General features: G+C 71.6%; 13 protein-coding genes. 5 read left to right on the top strand and 8 right to left on the bottom strand.

From position 1 onward, the window contains the following. Nucleotides 1–102: 102 nt before the first annotated feature. Nucleotides 103–801, bottom strand: a complete 699-nt coding sequence (locus tag ACFW2Y_RS19835) for a DUF2470 domain-containing protein (protein ID WP_384880668.1) — start codon at nt 799–801, stop codon at nt 103–105. Nucleotides 802–937: 136 nt separating this feature from the next. Between ACFW2Y_RS19835 and ACFW2Y_RS19830 the strand changes: the two genes are divergently transcribed. From ACFW2Y_RS19830 to meaB, 3 genes are read left to right on the top strand one after another with little or no spacing between them, the layout of a single operon-like run. Further along, entirely contained in the window at nt 938–2,749 is a 1,812-nt protein-coding gene (locus ACFW2Y_RS19830) for a methylmalonyl-CoA mutase family protein (RefSeq protein WP_384880665.1), read from the top strand. Continuing rightward, the gene (gene scpA / locus ACFW2Y_RS19825) at nt 2,749–4,923 is read left to right on the top strand and encodes a methylmalonyl-CoA mutase (RefSeq protein ID WP_384880662.1); all 2,175 of its coding nucleotides are present in this window, start codon (nt 2,749–2,751) and stop codon (nt 4,921–4,923) included. Before ACFW2Y_RS19830 ends, scpA begins: the two co-directional genes overlap by 1 nt. Continuing rightward, nucleotides 4,920–5,903 carry a methylmalonyl Co-A mutase-associated GTPase MeaB gene (gene meaB, locus ACFW2Y_RS19820; protein ID WP_384880659.1) on the top strand — a complete coding sequence of 328 codons (984 nt, stop codon included), beginning with the start codon at nt 4,920–4,922 and terminating at the stop codon, nt 5,901–5,903. The genes scpA and meaB overlap by 4 nt, the downstream gene beginning before the upstream one ends. A 35-nt stretch (nt 5,904–5,938) precedes the next feature. Here meaB and ACFW2Y_RS19815 read toward each other — a convergent pair whose 3' ends face one another. Next, nucleotides 5,939–6,379 (bottom strand): MarR family winged helix-turn-helix transcriptional regulator, encoded by a 441-nt coding sequence (locus ACFW2Y_RS19815; protein WP_384880656.1) that lies wholly within the window; start codon nt 6,377–6,379, stop codon nt 5,939–5,941. A gap of 155 nt (nt 6,380–6,534) precedes the next feature. Between ACFW2Y_RS19815 and ACFW2Y_RS19810 the strand changes: the two genes are divergently transcribed. Then, on the top strand, nt 6,535–8,022 hold the full coding sequence (locus ACFW2Y_RS19810; RefSeq protein WP_384880653.1) for an MFS transporter: 1,488 nt from the start codon (nt 6,535–6,537) through the stop codon (nt 8,020–8,022). Between the two features lie 59 nt (nt 8,023–8,081). Here ACFW2Y_RS19810 and ACFW2Y_RS19805 read toward each other — a convergent pair whose 3' ends face one another. The 5 genes from ACFW2Y_RS19805 to ACFW2Y_RS19785 form a co-directional block, all read right to left on the bottom strand. Next, nucleotides 8,082–8,966: a geranyl diphosphate 2-C-methyltransferase gene (locus ACFW2Y_RS19805; RefSeq protein ID WP_384880652.1), complete on the bottom strand. Its 885-nt coding sequence runs from the start codon at nt 8,964–8,966 to the stop codon at nt 8,082–8,084. A gap of 14 nt (nt 8,967–8,980) precedes the next feature. After that, entirely contained in the window at nt 8,981–10,252 is a 1,272-nt protein-coding gene (locus ACFW2Y_RS19800) for a family 2 encapsulin nanocompartment cargo protein terpene cyclase (RefSeq protein ID WP_384880648.1), read from the bottom strand. Nucleotides 10,253–10,515: 263 nt separating this feature from the next. Then, nucleotides 10,516–11,928 carry a family 2B encapsulin nanocompartment shell protein gene (locus tag ACFW2Y_RS19795; RefSeq protein ID WP_384880646.1) on the bottom strand — a complete coding sequence of 471 codons (1,413 nt, stop codon included), beginning with the start codon at nt 11,926–11,928 and terminating at the stop codon, nt 10,516–10,518. 366 nt (nt 11,929–12,294) lie between these two features. Then, a complete protein-coding gene (locus ACFW2Y_RS19790) occupies nt 12,295–12,636 on the bottom strand; it encodes a GNAT family N-acetyltransferase (protein WP_384880643.1) in 342 nt (113 codons plus the stop codon). Between the two features lie 48 nt (nt 12,637–12,684). After that, entirely contained in the window at nt 12,685–13,626 is a 942-nt protein-coding gene (locus ACFW2Y_RS19785; RefSeq protein WP_384880640.1) for a pirin family protein, read from the bottom strand. A 117-nt stretch (nt 13,627–13,743) separates the two neighbouring features. Here ACFW2Y_RS19785 and ACFW2Y_RS19780 point away from each other — a divergent pair, with 117 nt between their 5' ends. Then, nucleotides 13,744–14,235, top strand: coding sequence for a carboxymuconolactone decarboxylase family protein (locus ACFW2Y_RS19780; RefSeq protein ID WP_384880637.1), 492 nt, complete (start codon nt 13,744–13,746; stop codon nt 14,233–14,235). 71 nt (nt 14,236–14,306) lie between these two features. Here the strand turns inward: ACFW2Y_RS19780 and ACFW2Y_RS19775 are convergent, their stop codons facing one another. Further along, nucleotides 14,307–14,492 (bottom strand): hypothetical protein, encoded by a 186-nt coding sequence (locus ACFW2Y_RS19775; RefSeq protein ID WP_384880634.1) that lies wholly within the window; start codon nt 14,490–14,492, stop codon nt 14,307–14,309. Nucleotides 14,493–14,614: the final 122 nt, after the last annotated feature.

Below are 14,614 nucleotides of genomic sequence, written 5' to 3'. Positions count from 1 at the left end.
GGTCCCCGAGCTGTTGCGGCACCGACGTCGTGCGGGCCGGTCCCATCCATTCTTCGCCCGGCCCGGCGCTCCGGCATCTCGACCCGTCGGTCGGGCCGGGTCTCAGACCGGCAGGTGGGAAGCGCGGCGTGCCGCGGCGAGGAGGGCCCTGATGCGGGGGCCGGCCTGGTCGATGTGGGTGAGGGGGGCGGCGAAGGGCAGCCGGACGTCCTGGTGGCGCCCGGTGCGGTGTTCGAGGCGCAGGGTGATTCCGTACCGGTCGAGGGCGAGGGGCAGGACGCGGACGGTGTCCCGGGCGGGGCGCGGTCGGACGAGGCGCAGCAGCAGGGGGACGAGTTCGGCGTGCCGGTCGGTCAGATGGGTGAGCGCGCCCGCCTCGTGGAGGGCCAGGGGGTCGGGCTCCGCGCCCCGGATCTCTTCGAGGCCGACGAACACCCGTCCTTCGTCGTCTTCGAGGAGCGCTTGACCGAACTCCATGCAGATGCTGGTGGCGGCTTCCTCGACGTACGGGGCGGAGAGCAGGCCCGTCAGGGTGACGCGGGCGCGCAGGCGTCGGCGCACCGGGGCGGGGGCGATGTCGGTGAGTTCCAGGCGGACGGGGATGCGCGCGGTTCCCGCGCCGGGGCAGTCCTCCGCGGGGTCGTGGAGGTGGATGTGCCCCATCGGTCCGATGGCGTCCGGGCGGTGCGCCTCGCGCCGGAGTCCGTCGGTGACGACGGTCATGGAGCGGGCCGCGGTCAGGATCGACAGGACGCGTTCGGCGGGGGTGGGCCGTGGGGCCCGGATCGTGTGGGGTCGCATGCGGGTGCTCCCGGGAGGACGAGGAAGGAACCGAGCTGAACTTAGGTAAGCCTAACCTATTCAACTCGCGCGAAGAGAAGAAGGTCACAGTCGTACGCCCTCCTGCTCCTTTGTTGATCTCACCTAGCATCCGAGCATGACGGTCCTCCCTGACGACGGGCTTTCCCTGGCGTCCGAATTCCCAGACGCGCCACACGAACAGTGGCAACACCTCGTGGCAGGTGTCCTGCGCAAGTCGGGCAAGGAGGTCTCCGGCGACGCCGCCGAGGACGCCCTGTCCACCGTGCTGGAGGACAACCTCACCACGCGCCCGCTCTACACCGCGCGCGACACCGCCCCCGCGGCCGGGCTCCCCGGCTTCGCCCCCTTCGTACGGGGCGGACGGGCCGAGGGCAACACCACCTCCGGCTGGGACGTGCGCCAGCGCCATGTCACCCCCGACGGCGAGGCGATCCTCTCCGACCTGGAGAACGGCGTCACCTCCCTCTGGCTGGGCGTCGGCGGCACCGGCATCCCGGTCTCCGCGCTGGGCACCGTCCTCGACGGCGTCTACCTCGACCTCGCCCCCGTCGCCCTCGACGCCGGCGAGGAGACGGAAGCAGCCGCCGAACGGCTCTTCCAGCTGTACGAGGAGCGGGGCGTCGCCGCTGACGCGGCCCGGGGCAACCTGGGTGCAGACCCACTGGGCCACGAGGCCCGCACCGGCCGCCCGTCCTACGACCTCGCGTCCGTCACCGGTCTCGCACGCCGCTGCGCCGACCGCCACCCGGGGCTGCGGGCACTGACCGTGGACGTCCTGCCCTACCACGAGGCCGGCGGCTCGGCCGCGCAGGAACTGGGCTGCTCGCTCGCCACCGGCGTCGCCTACCTGCGCGGTCTGACCGGCGCCGGACTGTCCGTCACCGAGGCGTGCGGCCAGCTGGAGTTCCGCTACGCGGCGACCGCCGACCAGTTCCTGACGATCGCCAAGCTGCGCGCCGCGCGCCGGCTCTGGGCACGGGTGGCCGAGGCCTGCGGCGCCCCCGAAGCGGGCGCACAGCGCCAGCACGCCGTGACCTCGCCGGTGATGATGACGCGCCGCGACCCCTGGGTGAACATGCTGCGCACGACGGTGGCGACGCTCGCCGCCGGGGTGGGAGGCGCCGACGGCGTCACCGTGCTCCCCTTCGACGAGGCACTCGGCCTGCCCGACGCCTTCGCGCGCCGGATCGCCCGCAACACCTCCACCATCCTCATCGAGGAATCCCATCTGTCCCGGGTGATCGACCCGGCCGGGGGTTCCTGGTACGTGGAACGCCTCACGGACGAACTCGCCCACGCCGCCTGGCAGTTCTTCCAGGAAATCGAGCGTGCCGGGGGCCAGGAGGCGGCGCTCCGCTCCGGCCTCGTCGGCGAGCGGCTCGCCGCGACCTGGTCCGCGCGCAGCGCCAAGCTCGCCACCCGCCGCGAACCGATCACCGGCGTCAGCGAGTTCCCGCACCTCGCCGAGAAGCCCGTCGACCGGGCGCCCGCCCCCGAACCGCCCACCGGAGGACTCCCCCGCGTCCGCCGGGACGAGGCGTACGAGGCGCTGCGCGCCCGCTCCGACGCCCACCTCGCGGTGACCGGCGCCCGCCCCCGCGTCTACCTGGCCGCGCTCGGCCCGGCGGCGGCGCACTCCGCCCGGCTCGCCTTCGCCACCAACCTCTTCCAGGCCGGCGGCATCGAGGCCGTCGCCGAGGGCACGTTCGAGGAGAGCGGCGCCAGCGAGGCCTGTCTCTGCTCCAGCGACGCGCTCTACGCGGAGGGGGCGGAGGCCGCTGCGGCCGAGCTGCGGGCAGCCGGGGCCGAGCACGTCCTCCTCGCCGGGCGCCCCGGGGCGTACTCCGGCGTCGACGCCTACGTCTTCGCCGGTTGCGACGCCGTCGCCCTGCTCTCCACCGCCCTCGACCGCATGGGAGTGTCCTGATGTCCATCCCCGACTTCTCCGGGATCGAGCTCGGGGCGCCGACCGCCGGCGGCGGACCCGAGGAGTGGCGCTCGGCCGTCAAGAAGGCCGCGGGCGGTGACGACCTGCTGTGGGAAACCCCGGAGGGCATCGCCGTCAAGCCGCTCTACACCGGGCAGGACCTGGAGGGCCTGGACTTCCTCGCCACCTTCCCGGGCATGGCCCCGTACCTGCGCGGCCCGTACCCGACGATGTACGTCAACCAGCCCTGGACGATCCGCCAGTACGCGGGCTTCTCCACGGCCGAGGAGTCGAACGCCTTCTACCGGCGCAACCTCGCAGCCGGCCAGAAGGGCCTCTCGGTCGCCTTCGACCTGCCGACGCACCGCGGTTACGACAGCGACCACCCGCGCGTCACCGGCGACGTCGGCATGGCGGGCGTGGCCATCGACTCGATCTACGACATGCGCCAGCTGTTCGACGGCATCCCGCTGGACAAGATGACGGTGTCGATGACGATGAACGGCGCCGTCCTTCCGGTCCTCGCGCTGTACATCGTGGCCGCCGAAGAACAGGGCGTGCCGCCCGAGAAGCTGGCCGGGACCATCCAGAACGACATCCTCAAGGAGTTCATGGTCCGCAACACGTACATCTATCCGCCGGGGCCTTCGATGCGGATCATCTCCGACATCTTCGCCTACACCTCGCAGCGGATGCCGCGCTACAACTCCATCTCCATCTCGGGCTACCACATCCAGGAGGCGGGCGCGACGGCCGACCTGGAGCTGGCGTACACGCTCGCCGACGGCGTCGAGTACATCCGCGCCGGTCGGGCGGCCGGGCTCGACGTGGACGCCTTCGCCCCGCGACTGTCGTTCTTCTGGGCGATCGGCATGAACTTCTTCATGGAGATCGCCAAACTGCGCGCGGCCAGGCTCCTCTGGGCCAAGCTGGTCCGGCAGTTCGATCCGCAGAACGCCAAGTCGCTCTCCCTGCGGACCCATTCGCAGACCTCCGGTTGGTCGCTGACCGCACAGGACGTCTTCAACAACGTCACGCGGACCTGTGTGGAGGCCATGGCCGCGACCCAGGGCCACACCCAGTCGCTGCACACCAACGCCCTCGACGAGGCCCTCGCGCTGCCGACGGACTTCTCCGCCCGGATCGCCCGCAACACCCAGCTGCTCATCCAGCAGGAGTCGGGCACCTGTCGGACCATCGACCCGTGGGGCGGTAGCGCCTACGTCGAGAGGCTCACCTACGACCTGGCCCGCCGCGCCTGGCAGCACATCCAGGAGGTCGAGCAGGCCGGCGGCATGGCCAAGGCGATCGACGCCGGCATCCCCAAGCTGCGCGTGGAAGAGGCCGCGGCCCGCACCCAGGCACGGATCGACTCCGGACGCCAGCCGGTGATCGGCGTGAACAAGTACCGGGTCGCCTCCGACGAGCAGATCGACGTCCTCAAGGTCGACAACTCCTCCGTCCGCGCGCAGCAGATCGCCAAGCTGCGGCGGCTGCGCGAGGAACGTGACGAGACCGCCTGCCGGGACGCGCTCGACGCCCTCACCCGGGCCGCCGGCGGCGACGGCAACCTCTTGGAACTCGCCGTGCGCGCGGCCCGGGCGAAGGCCACCGTCGGCGAGATCTCGGACGCCCTGGAGAAGGTCTACGGCCGGCACGCCGGCCAGATCCGTACGATCTCCGGTGTGTACCGCAACGAAGCCGGCGAGTCCCCGTCCGTCGAGCGCACCCGGAGCCTGGTCGACGCCTTCGGCGAGGCCGAAGGGCGCCGGCCGCGCATCCTGGTCGCCAAGATGGGTCAGGACGGGCACGACCGCGGGCAGAAGGTGATCGCCACCGCCTTCGCCGACCTGGGCTTCGACGTGGACGTCGGCCCGCTGTTCCAGACCCCCGCCGAGGTGGCCCGCCAGGCCGTCGAGGCCGACGTGCACATCGTCGGGGTCTCCTCGCTCGCCGCGGGGCACCTCACTCTCGTGCCGGCGCTCCGCGAGGAGCTGGCGGCGGAGGGCCGCGAGGACATCATGATCGTGGTCGGCGGCGTCATTCCGCCGCAGGACGTGGCGACGCTCCTGGAGATGGGGGCGGCAGCCGTGTTCCCGCCGGGGACGGTGATCCCGGACGCTGCCCACGACCTGGTGACACGGCTCGCGACGGACCTCGGGCACGACCTGTGATCGGTCTCGACGCCTATGTGAAGGGCGTGCTCGACGGGAAGCGTGCGGTGATCGCGCGGGCGATCACCCTCGTCGAGTCGACCCGCCCCCAGCACCGGGTGCTCGCGCAGGAGCTCCTCACCGAGCTCCTGCCGCGCAGCGGGAAGGCCGTGCGGATCGGGATCAGCGGGGTGCCCGGCGTCGGCAAGTCGACCTTCATCGATGCGTTCGGGACGATGTTGACCGGGCTCGGCCACCGGGTGGCCGTGCTCGCCGTCGACCCCTCGTCGACCCGTACGGGCGGCTCGATCCTCGGCGACAAGACCCGGATGGAGCGGCTGGCCGTCGACCCGGCGGCCTTCGTCCGCCCCTCCCCCAGCGCCGGCACCCTGGGCGGGGTCGCCAAGGCGACCCGTGAGTCGATGGTCGTCCTGGAGGCCGCCGGCTACGACGTGGTGCTGGTGGAAACGGTGGGCGTGGGCCAGTCGGAGACCGCCGTGGCCGACATGGTCGACTCCTTCCTGCTGCTCACCCTGGCCCGTACGGGCGATCAGCTCCAGGGCATCAAGAAGGGCGTCCTGGAACTGGCCGACGTGGTCGCCGTGAACAAGGCGGACGGCCCGCACGAGCGCGATGCCCGCGCCGCCGCGCGCGAGCTGGCGGGTGCGCTGCGACTGATGCACGGCGCCGAGGCGTTCTGGACGCCACCGGTCCTCAGCTGCAGCGCACGGGAGTCGGCGGGGCTGGACGAGGTCTGGGGCCGACTGCAACAGCACCGCGCCCTGCTCGACTCGACCGGCCGTCTGACGGCCAAGCGGCAGGACCAGCAGGTCGACTGGACCTGGACGATGGTCCGCGACGAGTTGCTGCGCCGGCTGCACGGCGACCCGGCGGTGCGGGACCTGGCTCCCGCCCTGGAGCAGCAGGTCAGGGACGGTCGGCTGACGGCGACCCTGGCCGCCGAGCACATCTTGGAGGCCTTCGGGGAGCGCCGGAGCTGAACCGGCGGCACGGACGTCTGGGTGGGCCCCGCCCCTCAGGCGTCCTTTTCCATGCCCGGGCGCAGCCGGGCGAGCAGGGCGTACAGGGTCGCGCTGTCCTCCGCGCCGAGGGTGTCCAGCGCGCCGTGGGTCGTCTGCATCTCCTCGCGGACCCGCCGGATGACTTCCCGACCCTCGTCCGTCGCCACGACGTTCTTGACGCGCCGGTCGGAGGCGTCGGGCTCGCGGCGCACGAGGCCGCGTCCCTCCAGTCGGTCCACGATCCCGGTGACGTTGGAGGCGTCGCAGACCAGCAGGGTGGCGAGCGCGCGCATCGGCAGGGGGCCGTTCAGCTGGGCGAGGACCTTGGCCTGGGTGGACGTGAGTCCGTGGTGGGCCGCAGCCGCGGCGAAGTCGCGCCACTGGGCCGTGCCGATGGCTGCGAGGAGCTCCAGCAGCTGGAGTTTGGTGGGCGTCTCGGGGGTCGTCGCGCTCATGGGTCGACCCTACTCAGGATCCTTGACATTATCAATTGTTTACTTAAGGACCTCAAGCATTTACTTGACCATCTCAAGCTTCCCGGCCTAACGTCATCGCATTACTTGATGAAGTCAAACATCCACGCCATGAAGCACCGAGAAGGCATCCACCCATGAGTCACGAGAACCCCCAGCCCGCAGCCGATCCCCGGCGCGAGACGCTCGTCGTCTTCGCACTGAGCCTCGCCGCCATGGTCGTGTCGATGATGCAGACCCTGCCGGTCCCGATCCTCGGCCTCATCCGCGCCGACCTGGGCACGACGACCGCGAACGTGAGCTGGGTGACCACCGCCACGCTGCTCTCCGCCGCCGTCTTCACCCCACTGCTCGGCCGCTTCGGCGACCAGCACGGCAAGAAGCCCACCCTGGTCGCCGTCCTCGGCGTCATGGTCGCCGGCTCGGTCGTCGCGGCCCTGGCGACCTCGCTCCCCCTGCTGATCCTGGGCCGGGTCCTCCAGGGCGCCGCCACCGCGATCTTCCCGCTGGCGCTCTCCGTGCTGCGCGAGGAGGTCCGCCCGCAGAAGCTGCCCGGCGCGATGTCCCTCGTCAGCGGCACCCTGGCCTTCGGCAGCGGCCTCGCGCTCGTCGCCACGGGCCTGCTCACCTCCGGCTCCGACGCCGACTACCGCAGCGCCTTCTGGATGGCGACCGGCTTCGCCGCCCTCGCCCTGCTCGCCGTCGTCCTCCTGGTCCCCGCGACCCGACTGAAGACCGGCGGTCGAACCGACCTCCTCGGCGCGCTGACACTCGGCATCACCCTGCTGCTGCTCCTGCTCCCGATCTCGCAGGGCCACGAGTGGGGCTGGACCTCCGGCCGCACCCTGGGCAGCTTCGCGGGCGCGGCCGTCATGGCCGTCGTCTGGGTCCTCACCGAGCTGAAGGTCCGCGAGCCCCTCGTCGACATGCGGATGTTCGTGCACCGCCCGGTGCTCATGGCCAATGCGGCCGGTGTCCTCGTCGGCTTCGGCATGTTCGCGAACTTCCTCGGGGTCTCCTACCTCGTCCAGATGCCCGAGGCCCTCACCGGCTACGGCTTCGACGCCTCCGTCCTGCGGGCCTCCGTGGAGTTCCTGCTCCCCGGTGCGATCGTCTCCCTGCTCGCCTCCCCGATCGGCGGCCTGATCGTCCGGCACCGCGGCCCCCGCACGGCGCTCGCCCTGGCCGCCGGCCTCGGCGCCGTCGGCTTCGGCTGGCTCGCCCTCGACCACGGCCACACCGCATCGGTGATCAGCGCCGGAGTGATCGTCGGCGCGGCCGTCAGCTTCGGGTACGCGGCCATGCCCGCCGTCATCATGGCGAGCGTCCCGCACCACCAGAGCGGCATCGCCAACGGCATCAACTCCATCTCCCGCTCCACCGGCAGTGCGATCGGCAGCGCCGTCGTCACCACGATCCTGGCCTCGCGGACGATCGAGCACCTGCCCGCCGGGGTCCCCGCCCTGCCCGCCGAGTCCGGGTTCACCCTCACCTTCTGGGTCGGCGCCACCGCCTTCGCCCTGGTCGCCGTCATCGCCCGCTTCGGCCTGCGGGCCGCCCGGGCGCCCCGCGTCGAGCCGGTGACCGCGCCGACGGCGGAGAAGGCGACCGCTCCGGCCGCATGATCCGAGGGGCGGGGACCGTCGGGGGACGGACCCCGCCCCTCGACGGCGACCGGTGTGCGTCAGACCCGGTCGGCGGCGATCAGGACGTACTGGAAGGAGCCGTCCTTGTACGACTCGATGAACGCCTCCTCGATGCCGGTGACCAACGAGGACGTGGCCCGCAGCTCCCAGTAGGGCAGGGTGTCCGGCGTCAGATCGACGACGGCCTGCGGGACCAGGCGGTTGTCGGCCATCGCCCGCAGGTACTCGCGACGGGAGTGGATGTTGCACTCGAAGTGCGCGTTGATCTGGGAGACCCACTTCGAGGGCTGGCCGTACTTCGGGTTCCAGCAGCCGGTGATGGTCACGTACCGGCCGCCGACCTTCAGGAACCGGGAGTGCTCGGCGAAGAGGTCGTCCAGGTCGACGTACATGCTCGACTCGTTGTTCCACGAGGCCGTGACGCTGCCCTTCTCGAAGGGCGTGTCGAGCATGTTGCAGACCCGTGCGCGCACGTGGTCCTCGATCCCCAGCTCCTTCGCGCGCCTGTTGCCGAACTCGGCCTGCGCGGAGGAGAGGGTGACCCCCTCGACCGTGCAGCCGAAGCGCTGGTGGGCCATGACGCTGGAGCCGCCCCGGCCACAGCCGGCGTCGACCAGGGTGTCCCCGCGCCCGACCGCCCCGAGGTGGTCCAGGAGGACCTCGGCCTGCGCCGACTCCAGCCGGTGCAGCTCCGCGATCAGCTTCTTCTCGTACGTGCTGTCCTCGACGTCGCCGAGGGCGGCGTGGTCGACGGCACCGATGCCGTAGTGGTGGTGGTACAGCCCGTCCACGTCGCCGAGGCGCAGGTTCACGGGCCTCGCCTCGGCGTTCCAGTAACGGGCGATGTCCCCCTGGTACGGCGTCGCCGGTGCGGGGACGAACGCGGAGGCGCCGTTGGGGGTGAGGAGCTCGGTGTTGGTCACAGATGAATCCGTTCTTACCAGAAATCGGGCAGGCCGTAGCGGTAGGTGTTGGTCTGGTGCCAGTAGTGGTTGCCGTCGACCCACACGGCCACTCCCCTCAGGAAGCGGAGCACGTTCGGGACGGGGCAGGCCGCGGCCAGTTCGGCGGACGCGGCCTCGAAGTCGCGCATGAGGTCGTTGTGGACCTCGATCGCCTTCAGATAGGCGTCCCTCTCCGAGAGGGACTCCCGATCCGCCAGCACCACGGGCAGGTTCATGTGCCGCCCGGGACCGGCGAGTTCCTTGGTGTACGAGTACAGGTCGTTGACGATGGTGCTGGCGTTGCCGGCGAGCGCCAGCACCCGCTGCATGTCCGGTCGGGCGTGCAGATCGGCGGGGAGTTCGTAGCCGCCGACGGTGTCGGTGATGGTCGGGCAGGGGCGGAAGTTGTTGAACTGGCGCATCGCCAGGTACTCCCACACCTCCGGGACGTGGTCCGTCTCGGCCCATGCGGCCTCGGCGAGGTAGCCCAGGTGCAATCGGGCCATGTCGTGCCGGAACCGGTCGGCCTGGGAGGGGGACGCCTGCCGGACGAAGTACTCCATGGCGGAGCGGTAGGCGCGCCGGGGTGCGTCCGCGTGGAGCGACTCCGCCCACGCCGGCTGGTACTCCGCCGTCGAGTGGAGGGCGTCCAGGGCGGTGTGCGCGAGGAGGAGCCGCCCGCCCAGACCGATGGGCGAGCCCCCGTGGTCCTCGCAGTAACAGTCGTCGACCGCGTTCTCGGCCACCATCAGGCGGGTGGCGACCATGAGGTGGTCGACGGTCGGCGCGTCCGGGTGGCAGGCCACCATGTAGCGCCCGACGGAGAACCCGTCGAACTCGCCCTCCCAGTCGTCGGGGTAGAGCCTCACCTCGTCGACCGCCCAGGACTTGATCCGGCGGCTGACCTCGTCCACCCGCACCGGGTCCGGTTCGGGAACGGGGTGCCAGTAGAGGCCCGGAATCACCAGGGCGTCCGCGGGCGGCTGACGGGGGGCCGCCGGGGGCTCCTCCCGCGGGGTCAGGGACAGTCCCGCCGTGCCGAGGCCGGTGGGACCGCGCAGGACCCGCGCCCACTCGGGCCGGACGCCGGTGGGAGCGTCGGCGCCGAGGGGCGCGGGGGCATCGGGGGGAACGGCCGGTGGCCGCACCGGGGCGAGGGCTTCGGCCTCGGCATGGGCTTCGGCGGCGGCGAGGACCTGGGCCCCGAGCCGGGCCGCCGCGCCGGGCAGGCTGGATCGAAGGGGGGAAAGCCCGGCATCGGGCATCCGCGACTCCTTGGAGGGTTGGGTGGGGTCGCCCCGGGTTCCGGGGCATCGGCAGGGGGCGCGGGATTCGGGAGGGGAGTGGCGTTCGCAGCACGCCCCCGGTCGTCCCGACCTCCGCAGTGCATCGACACGACGTCGGGTGCGGTGCACGACACGACGGAGGAGGGCCCTGGCGTCGAAGGCCCTCGGCGGTGCGACCGCGCCGCGAGGTGCCGTGGCCGTCGTCGTGCGCCCGCCGGGGAGCGGGGAGTGCGGCGGGGCCCCTAGCCGCGCCTGCGTGCGATCTGCACGTTCTCCAGGACGCCGAGGGCGTTCGGAACCAGGATGGCGGCGGAGTAGTACGTGGTGACGAGGTACGACATGATCGCCTGCTCGCTGATGCCCGTGAACCGCACCGAGAGGCCCGGCTCGTACTCCTCGGGCAAGCCGGTCTGGCGCAGACCGATGACTCCCTGGTTGTCCTCGCCGAGGCGCATGGCGAGGATGGAGCTGGTGTTCTCCCTGCTGATGGGGATCTTGTTGCAGGGCAGGATCGGGACCCCGCGCCAGGCCGGGACCCGGTGCCCGTCGAGCTCGATCGTGTCGGGGTAGAGCCCGGCGGCGTTCCACTCGCGCCCGATCGCGGCGATGGTCCGGGGGTGGGCGAGGAAGAGCTTGGTCCCGCGGCGGCGACAGAGCAGCTCGTCGAGGTCGTCCGGGGTGGGCGGACCGGAGTGCGGCTGGATCCGCTGCTTGAAGTCGGCGTTGGGGAGCAGCCCGAACTCGGGGTTGTTGACGAGCTCGTGCTCCTGGCGCTCGCGCAGCGCTTCGACGGTGAGCCTGAGCTGCTCCTCCGTCTGGTTCATCGGCCCGTTGTAGAGGTCGGCGACCCGGGTGTGCACCTTGAGGACGGTCTGGGCCACGGAGAGTTCGTACTCGCGCGGCTTGAGCTCGTAGTCGACGAAGGCGCCCGGAATGCCGACCTCGCCGTGATGACCGGCGGACATCGCGATCTCGGCCTCGCCGTACTTGTTCTGCCGCTGGCGGGGCAGCGCGCTGAAGCCGCGGACATGGGCCTGCAGGGCCGGCGCCGAGGCGAGGACGGCGGCGAAGTCGGCCCGGGAGAGCGTGAGCAGGGTGCCGGAGGTCTCGGCGGTCGCAGTGTGGTCCCAGTCGGCTTCGGAGTCCAGGAGTGCGTCCTCGCCGAAGCGGTCGCCGTCGGCGAGGACGGCGACGGCGAGCTCGTCGCCGTACGTGCCGACGGAGGTCTGGTTGATCCGGCCGCGGGCGATCAGATGGATCCGGTCGGCGGGCGTCCCGCGTTCGACGAGCACCTCGCCGGCCCGGAAGTCCCGCTGGACGCAGCGATCGGCGAGCGCGCCCAACACGTCGACGTCCTCGAAGCCGCGCAGCAGGGCCAGTTCGCCGAGCTCCCGGGGGATCACCCTGACCCGGGGGCCGTCCTGGACGAACTCGATGCGGCCGTCGCCGACGGTGTAGCTCAAGCGGCGGTTGACCCGGTAGGCGCCGCCCTTGGCCTCGACCCAGGGAAGCATCCGCAACAGCCAGCGGGAGGAGATCTCCTGCATCTGCGGGGCGGACTTGGTCGTGGTGGCGAGCTTGCGTGCGGCAGCGGTGCTGAGACTGGACTGCCGGGGCGGCTCAAGCCGTTCGTCCGGGCGGTCGTCAACGGTCATCGGGCGGGCTCTCCTTCGTGGGGACGGCGTTCGGCACGCAGCACCGCGCCAAAGCCGTTGGAAGAAGACGGAAGGCGCGGAGATCTGAGAATCGGCCCAGATCCCGGGGAACCGTAACGGCCGCCGGGCCCGTCCCGCCCGAGGAGTCCGCGTGCATTACCTCCATGCGGTGATCTTGTTTGAATTGACGTTTATCCCGATGATCAGACGGGTTCTGGCCAATCGATCACCCTTCGGCCAGCACCGCGGAGGCCTCCCCCGGCCCGGCCACTCCGCGGGCCACGCATCGGGAGGTCGACGGAACCGAGGGCTCACCACCGGCCCGTCGGGCGGAGTGCGCGTCCGGACACCGTTCGACGAGCGGGGTCAGCGTCCGAGCTGCCCGTCCAGCCACTGCAGGACCTCAGGGGTCACCGGGTCGGTGACGTCGGCGAATTCCCCGTGCTTCTTCAGGAACTTCGCCACGTAGGGGCAGACGGGGACGATCCGCATCCCGGAGGCGCGGACGTCGGCGAGGGCCTGTGCGACGAGGACCGCGGCGAGGCCCTGACCCGCATGGGCGTCGTCGATCTCGGTGTGGAAGAAGACACGACGGTCCTCGCGGTCGCGATAGGCCGTCAGGCCCGCGCGCTGGTCGTCGACGAGGATCTCGTAGCGGTGCCGGGCGTCCACGCGCCGGACGACGGGGGTGGTGGCCTGCTCGTTCACGGGAATGCCTTTCGGGTGGGTCGGATGGGCGGCGGGAGGGAACGCACCTCAGCCGCGTGCGGCGTCCGCGCGCGGCACCGGGTTCTTCCGGGGTGCGATCCGGGCGTTGGGCAGGGCGGGGGCGGGAAGCCGGTCGCCGGGGTGGCCGTCGACCGTGCCGAAGCGGTCGGAGGCCTTCTCCCACTCCTCGCGGGCCTCGGCGATGTCCTCGTGGCTGCGGCCGATGAAGTTCCACCACATCACGATCTCCTCTTCGAACGGGGCGCCGCCGAGGAGGACCGCACGGGCGGGGACGTCCGATTCGTTCACCAGGGTCAGCGCGTCGGGCCCGGCACCCGCGTAGCCCAACTCGGCCGGATGCAGGAGCGTTCCGGCCATGCGGACCTCACCGGTGTCCACGAGCAGGCCGTGCTCGAAGGCCGGATCGGTGCGGAGCGTGACGGTCGCGCCGGGGTCGAGGAGGAGCTCGGCGCCGAGCAGCGGCGTGAAGGTGGGCACGGGCGAGGCGTCTCCGGCGAGCGAACCGAGGAACACCCTGATGTCCGCCCCGTCGATCCGGGTGATTCCAGGGACGTGGCGCTGGAAGTCGCGGGCCGCGTTCCGGTGCTCTTCGGGGAGGGCCACCCAGAGTTGCACGCCGTGCAGGACGGTGGTGCGCGCGGTGGAGACCTCGGTGTGGCTGATGCCGTGGCCGCCGGTCATGAGGTTCAGCTCGCCCGGGCGCACGTAGGCGTGGCTGCCCAGACTGTCGCGGTGCTCGATCTCACCGCTGAAGAGCCAGCTCACGGTCTGCAGTCCGATGTGCGGGTGGGGCGCGACGTCCATGCCCCCGAACTCGGCCACGTCGTCCGGACCGTAGTGGTCGGCGAAGCACCAGGCCCCGATCAGGGTGCGGGCGCGCTGCGGGAGCGTGCGCCGCACGGTCATCGCCCGGGGCCCACCCAGAGGAACGTCACGCGCCGCCAGGACCTCGACCTCCGCCATACTCATGGCAAGCCCCTCCAGAATGTAGTTCCATTTTCAACAATAATGGATGATCATAGCCCCTGCGGCGGTGACACGCACTCCTCGCGGACGGAGGCCACGACGGCCCGGAAGGAGCGCACGGTGAGCGACACGGCAGGAGCCCCGACCGGGCGACGGATCTACGTCGACAAGCAGAGCCCCGAGCCCTACCGGGCGCTCCTCCAGACGGCCAGGTCCGTACGGGCGACGGCCGACGCGGCAGGACTCGACCGCATCCTGGTGGAGCTCGTCAACGTCCGGGTGTCCCAGATCAACGGCTGCGCCTACTGCCTCGACGTGCACACCAGGGCCGCCCTGCGCTCGGGCGAGACGCACCGCCGTTTGGGGGTACTGGCCGCCTGGCGCGACACCGAACTCTTCACGGAACGCGAGCGGGCCGCCCTCGGCCTGGCGGAAGCCACCACCGACCCCGCCGACGCCCGCGCGCAGGACCGCGCCTACGCCGATGCCCGCCGGTCGCTGACCGATGACGAGATCTCGGCGGTGATCTGGGTGGCGATCGCCATCAACGCCTTCAACCGGGTCTCGATCCTGAGCAAGCACCCCGTACGGGAGGAGTCCGCCACGGACTGAACCCGGGGGCGACACGAAGAAGGTCCGGCGCCGTCGGACGCCGGACCACGGGACGGGATCTGTCGGGTCGATCAGGTGGAGATCTCGGGGAGCACTCCGGCGACCGGCGCGGCCAGGTCGGTCAGCTGCCGCAGCTGACCCAGCTCGTTCAGTCGACCGAGTCCGTTCAGCTGGTCGGCAACGCCGGGGAACTGTCCGCGGGACTCCTCGGGGATGCCGGTCATGGTCAGGGCGTCCAGTTCGCTGACCGGGTTCACCTTCGGACCGAGCGGTCCGCTGGCGTCGGCGGCGGGGGGCGCCGGGGGGGGGGGCGGCCCCGCCCCACCATAATGGGGGGGGCCCCGCCGGGGGGGGGGGGTTAGGGGGGTGTTTGGTAGAA

The sequence above is a fragment of the Streptomyces sp. NPDC058877 genome (genome assembly GCF_042742855.1).
GTDB lineage: Bacteria > Actinomycetota > Actinomycetes > Streptomycetales > Streptomycetaceae > Streptomyces.
The sequence above is the reverse complement of the archived record's forward strand: the minus strand, read 5'-3'. Positions and strand labels throughout refer to the sequence as shown.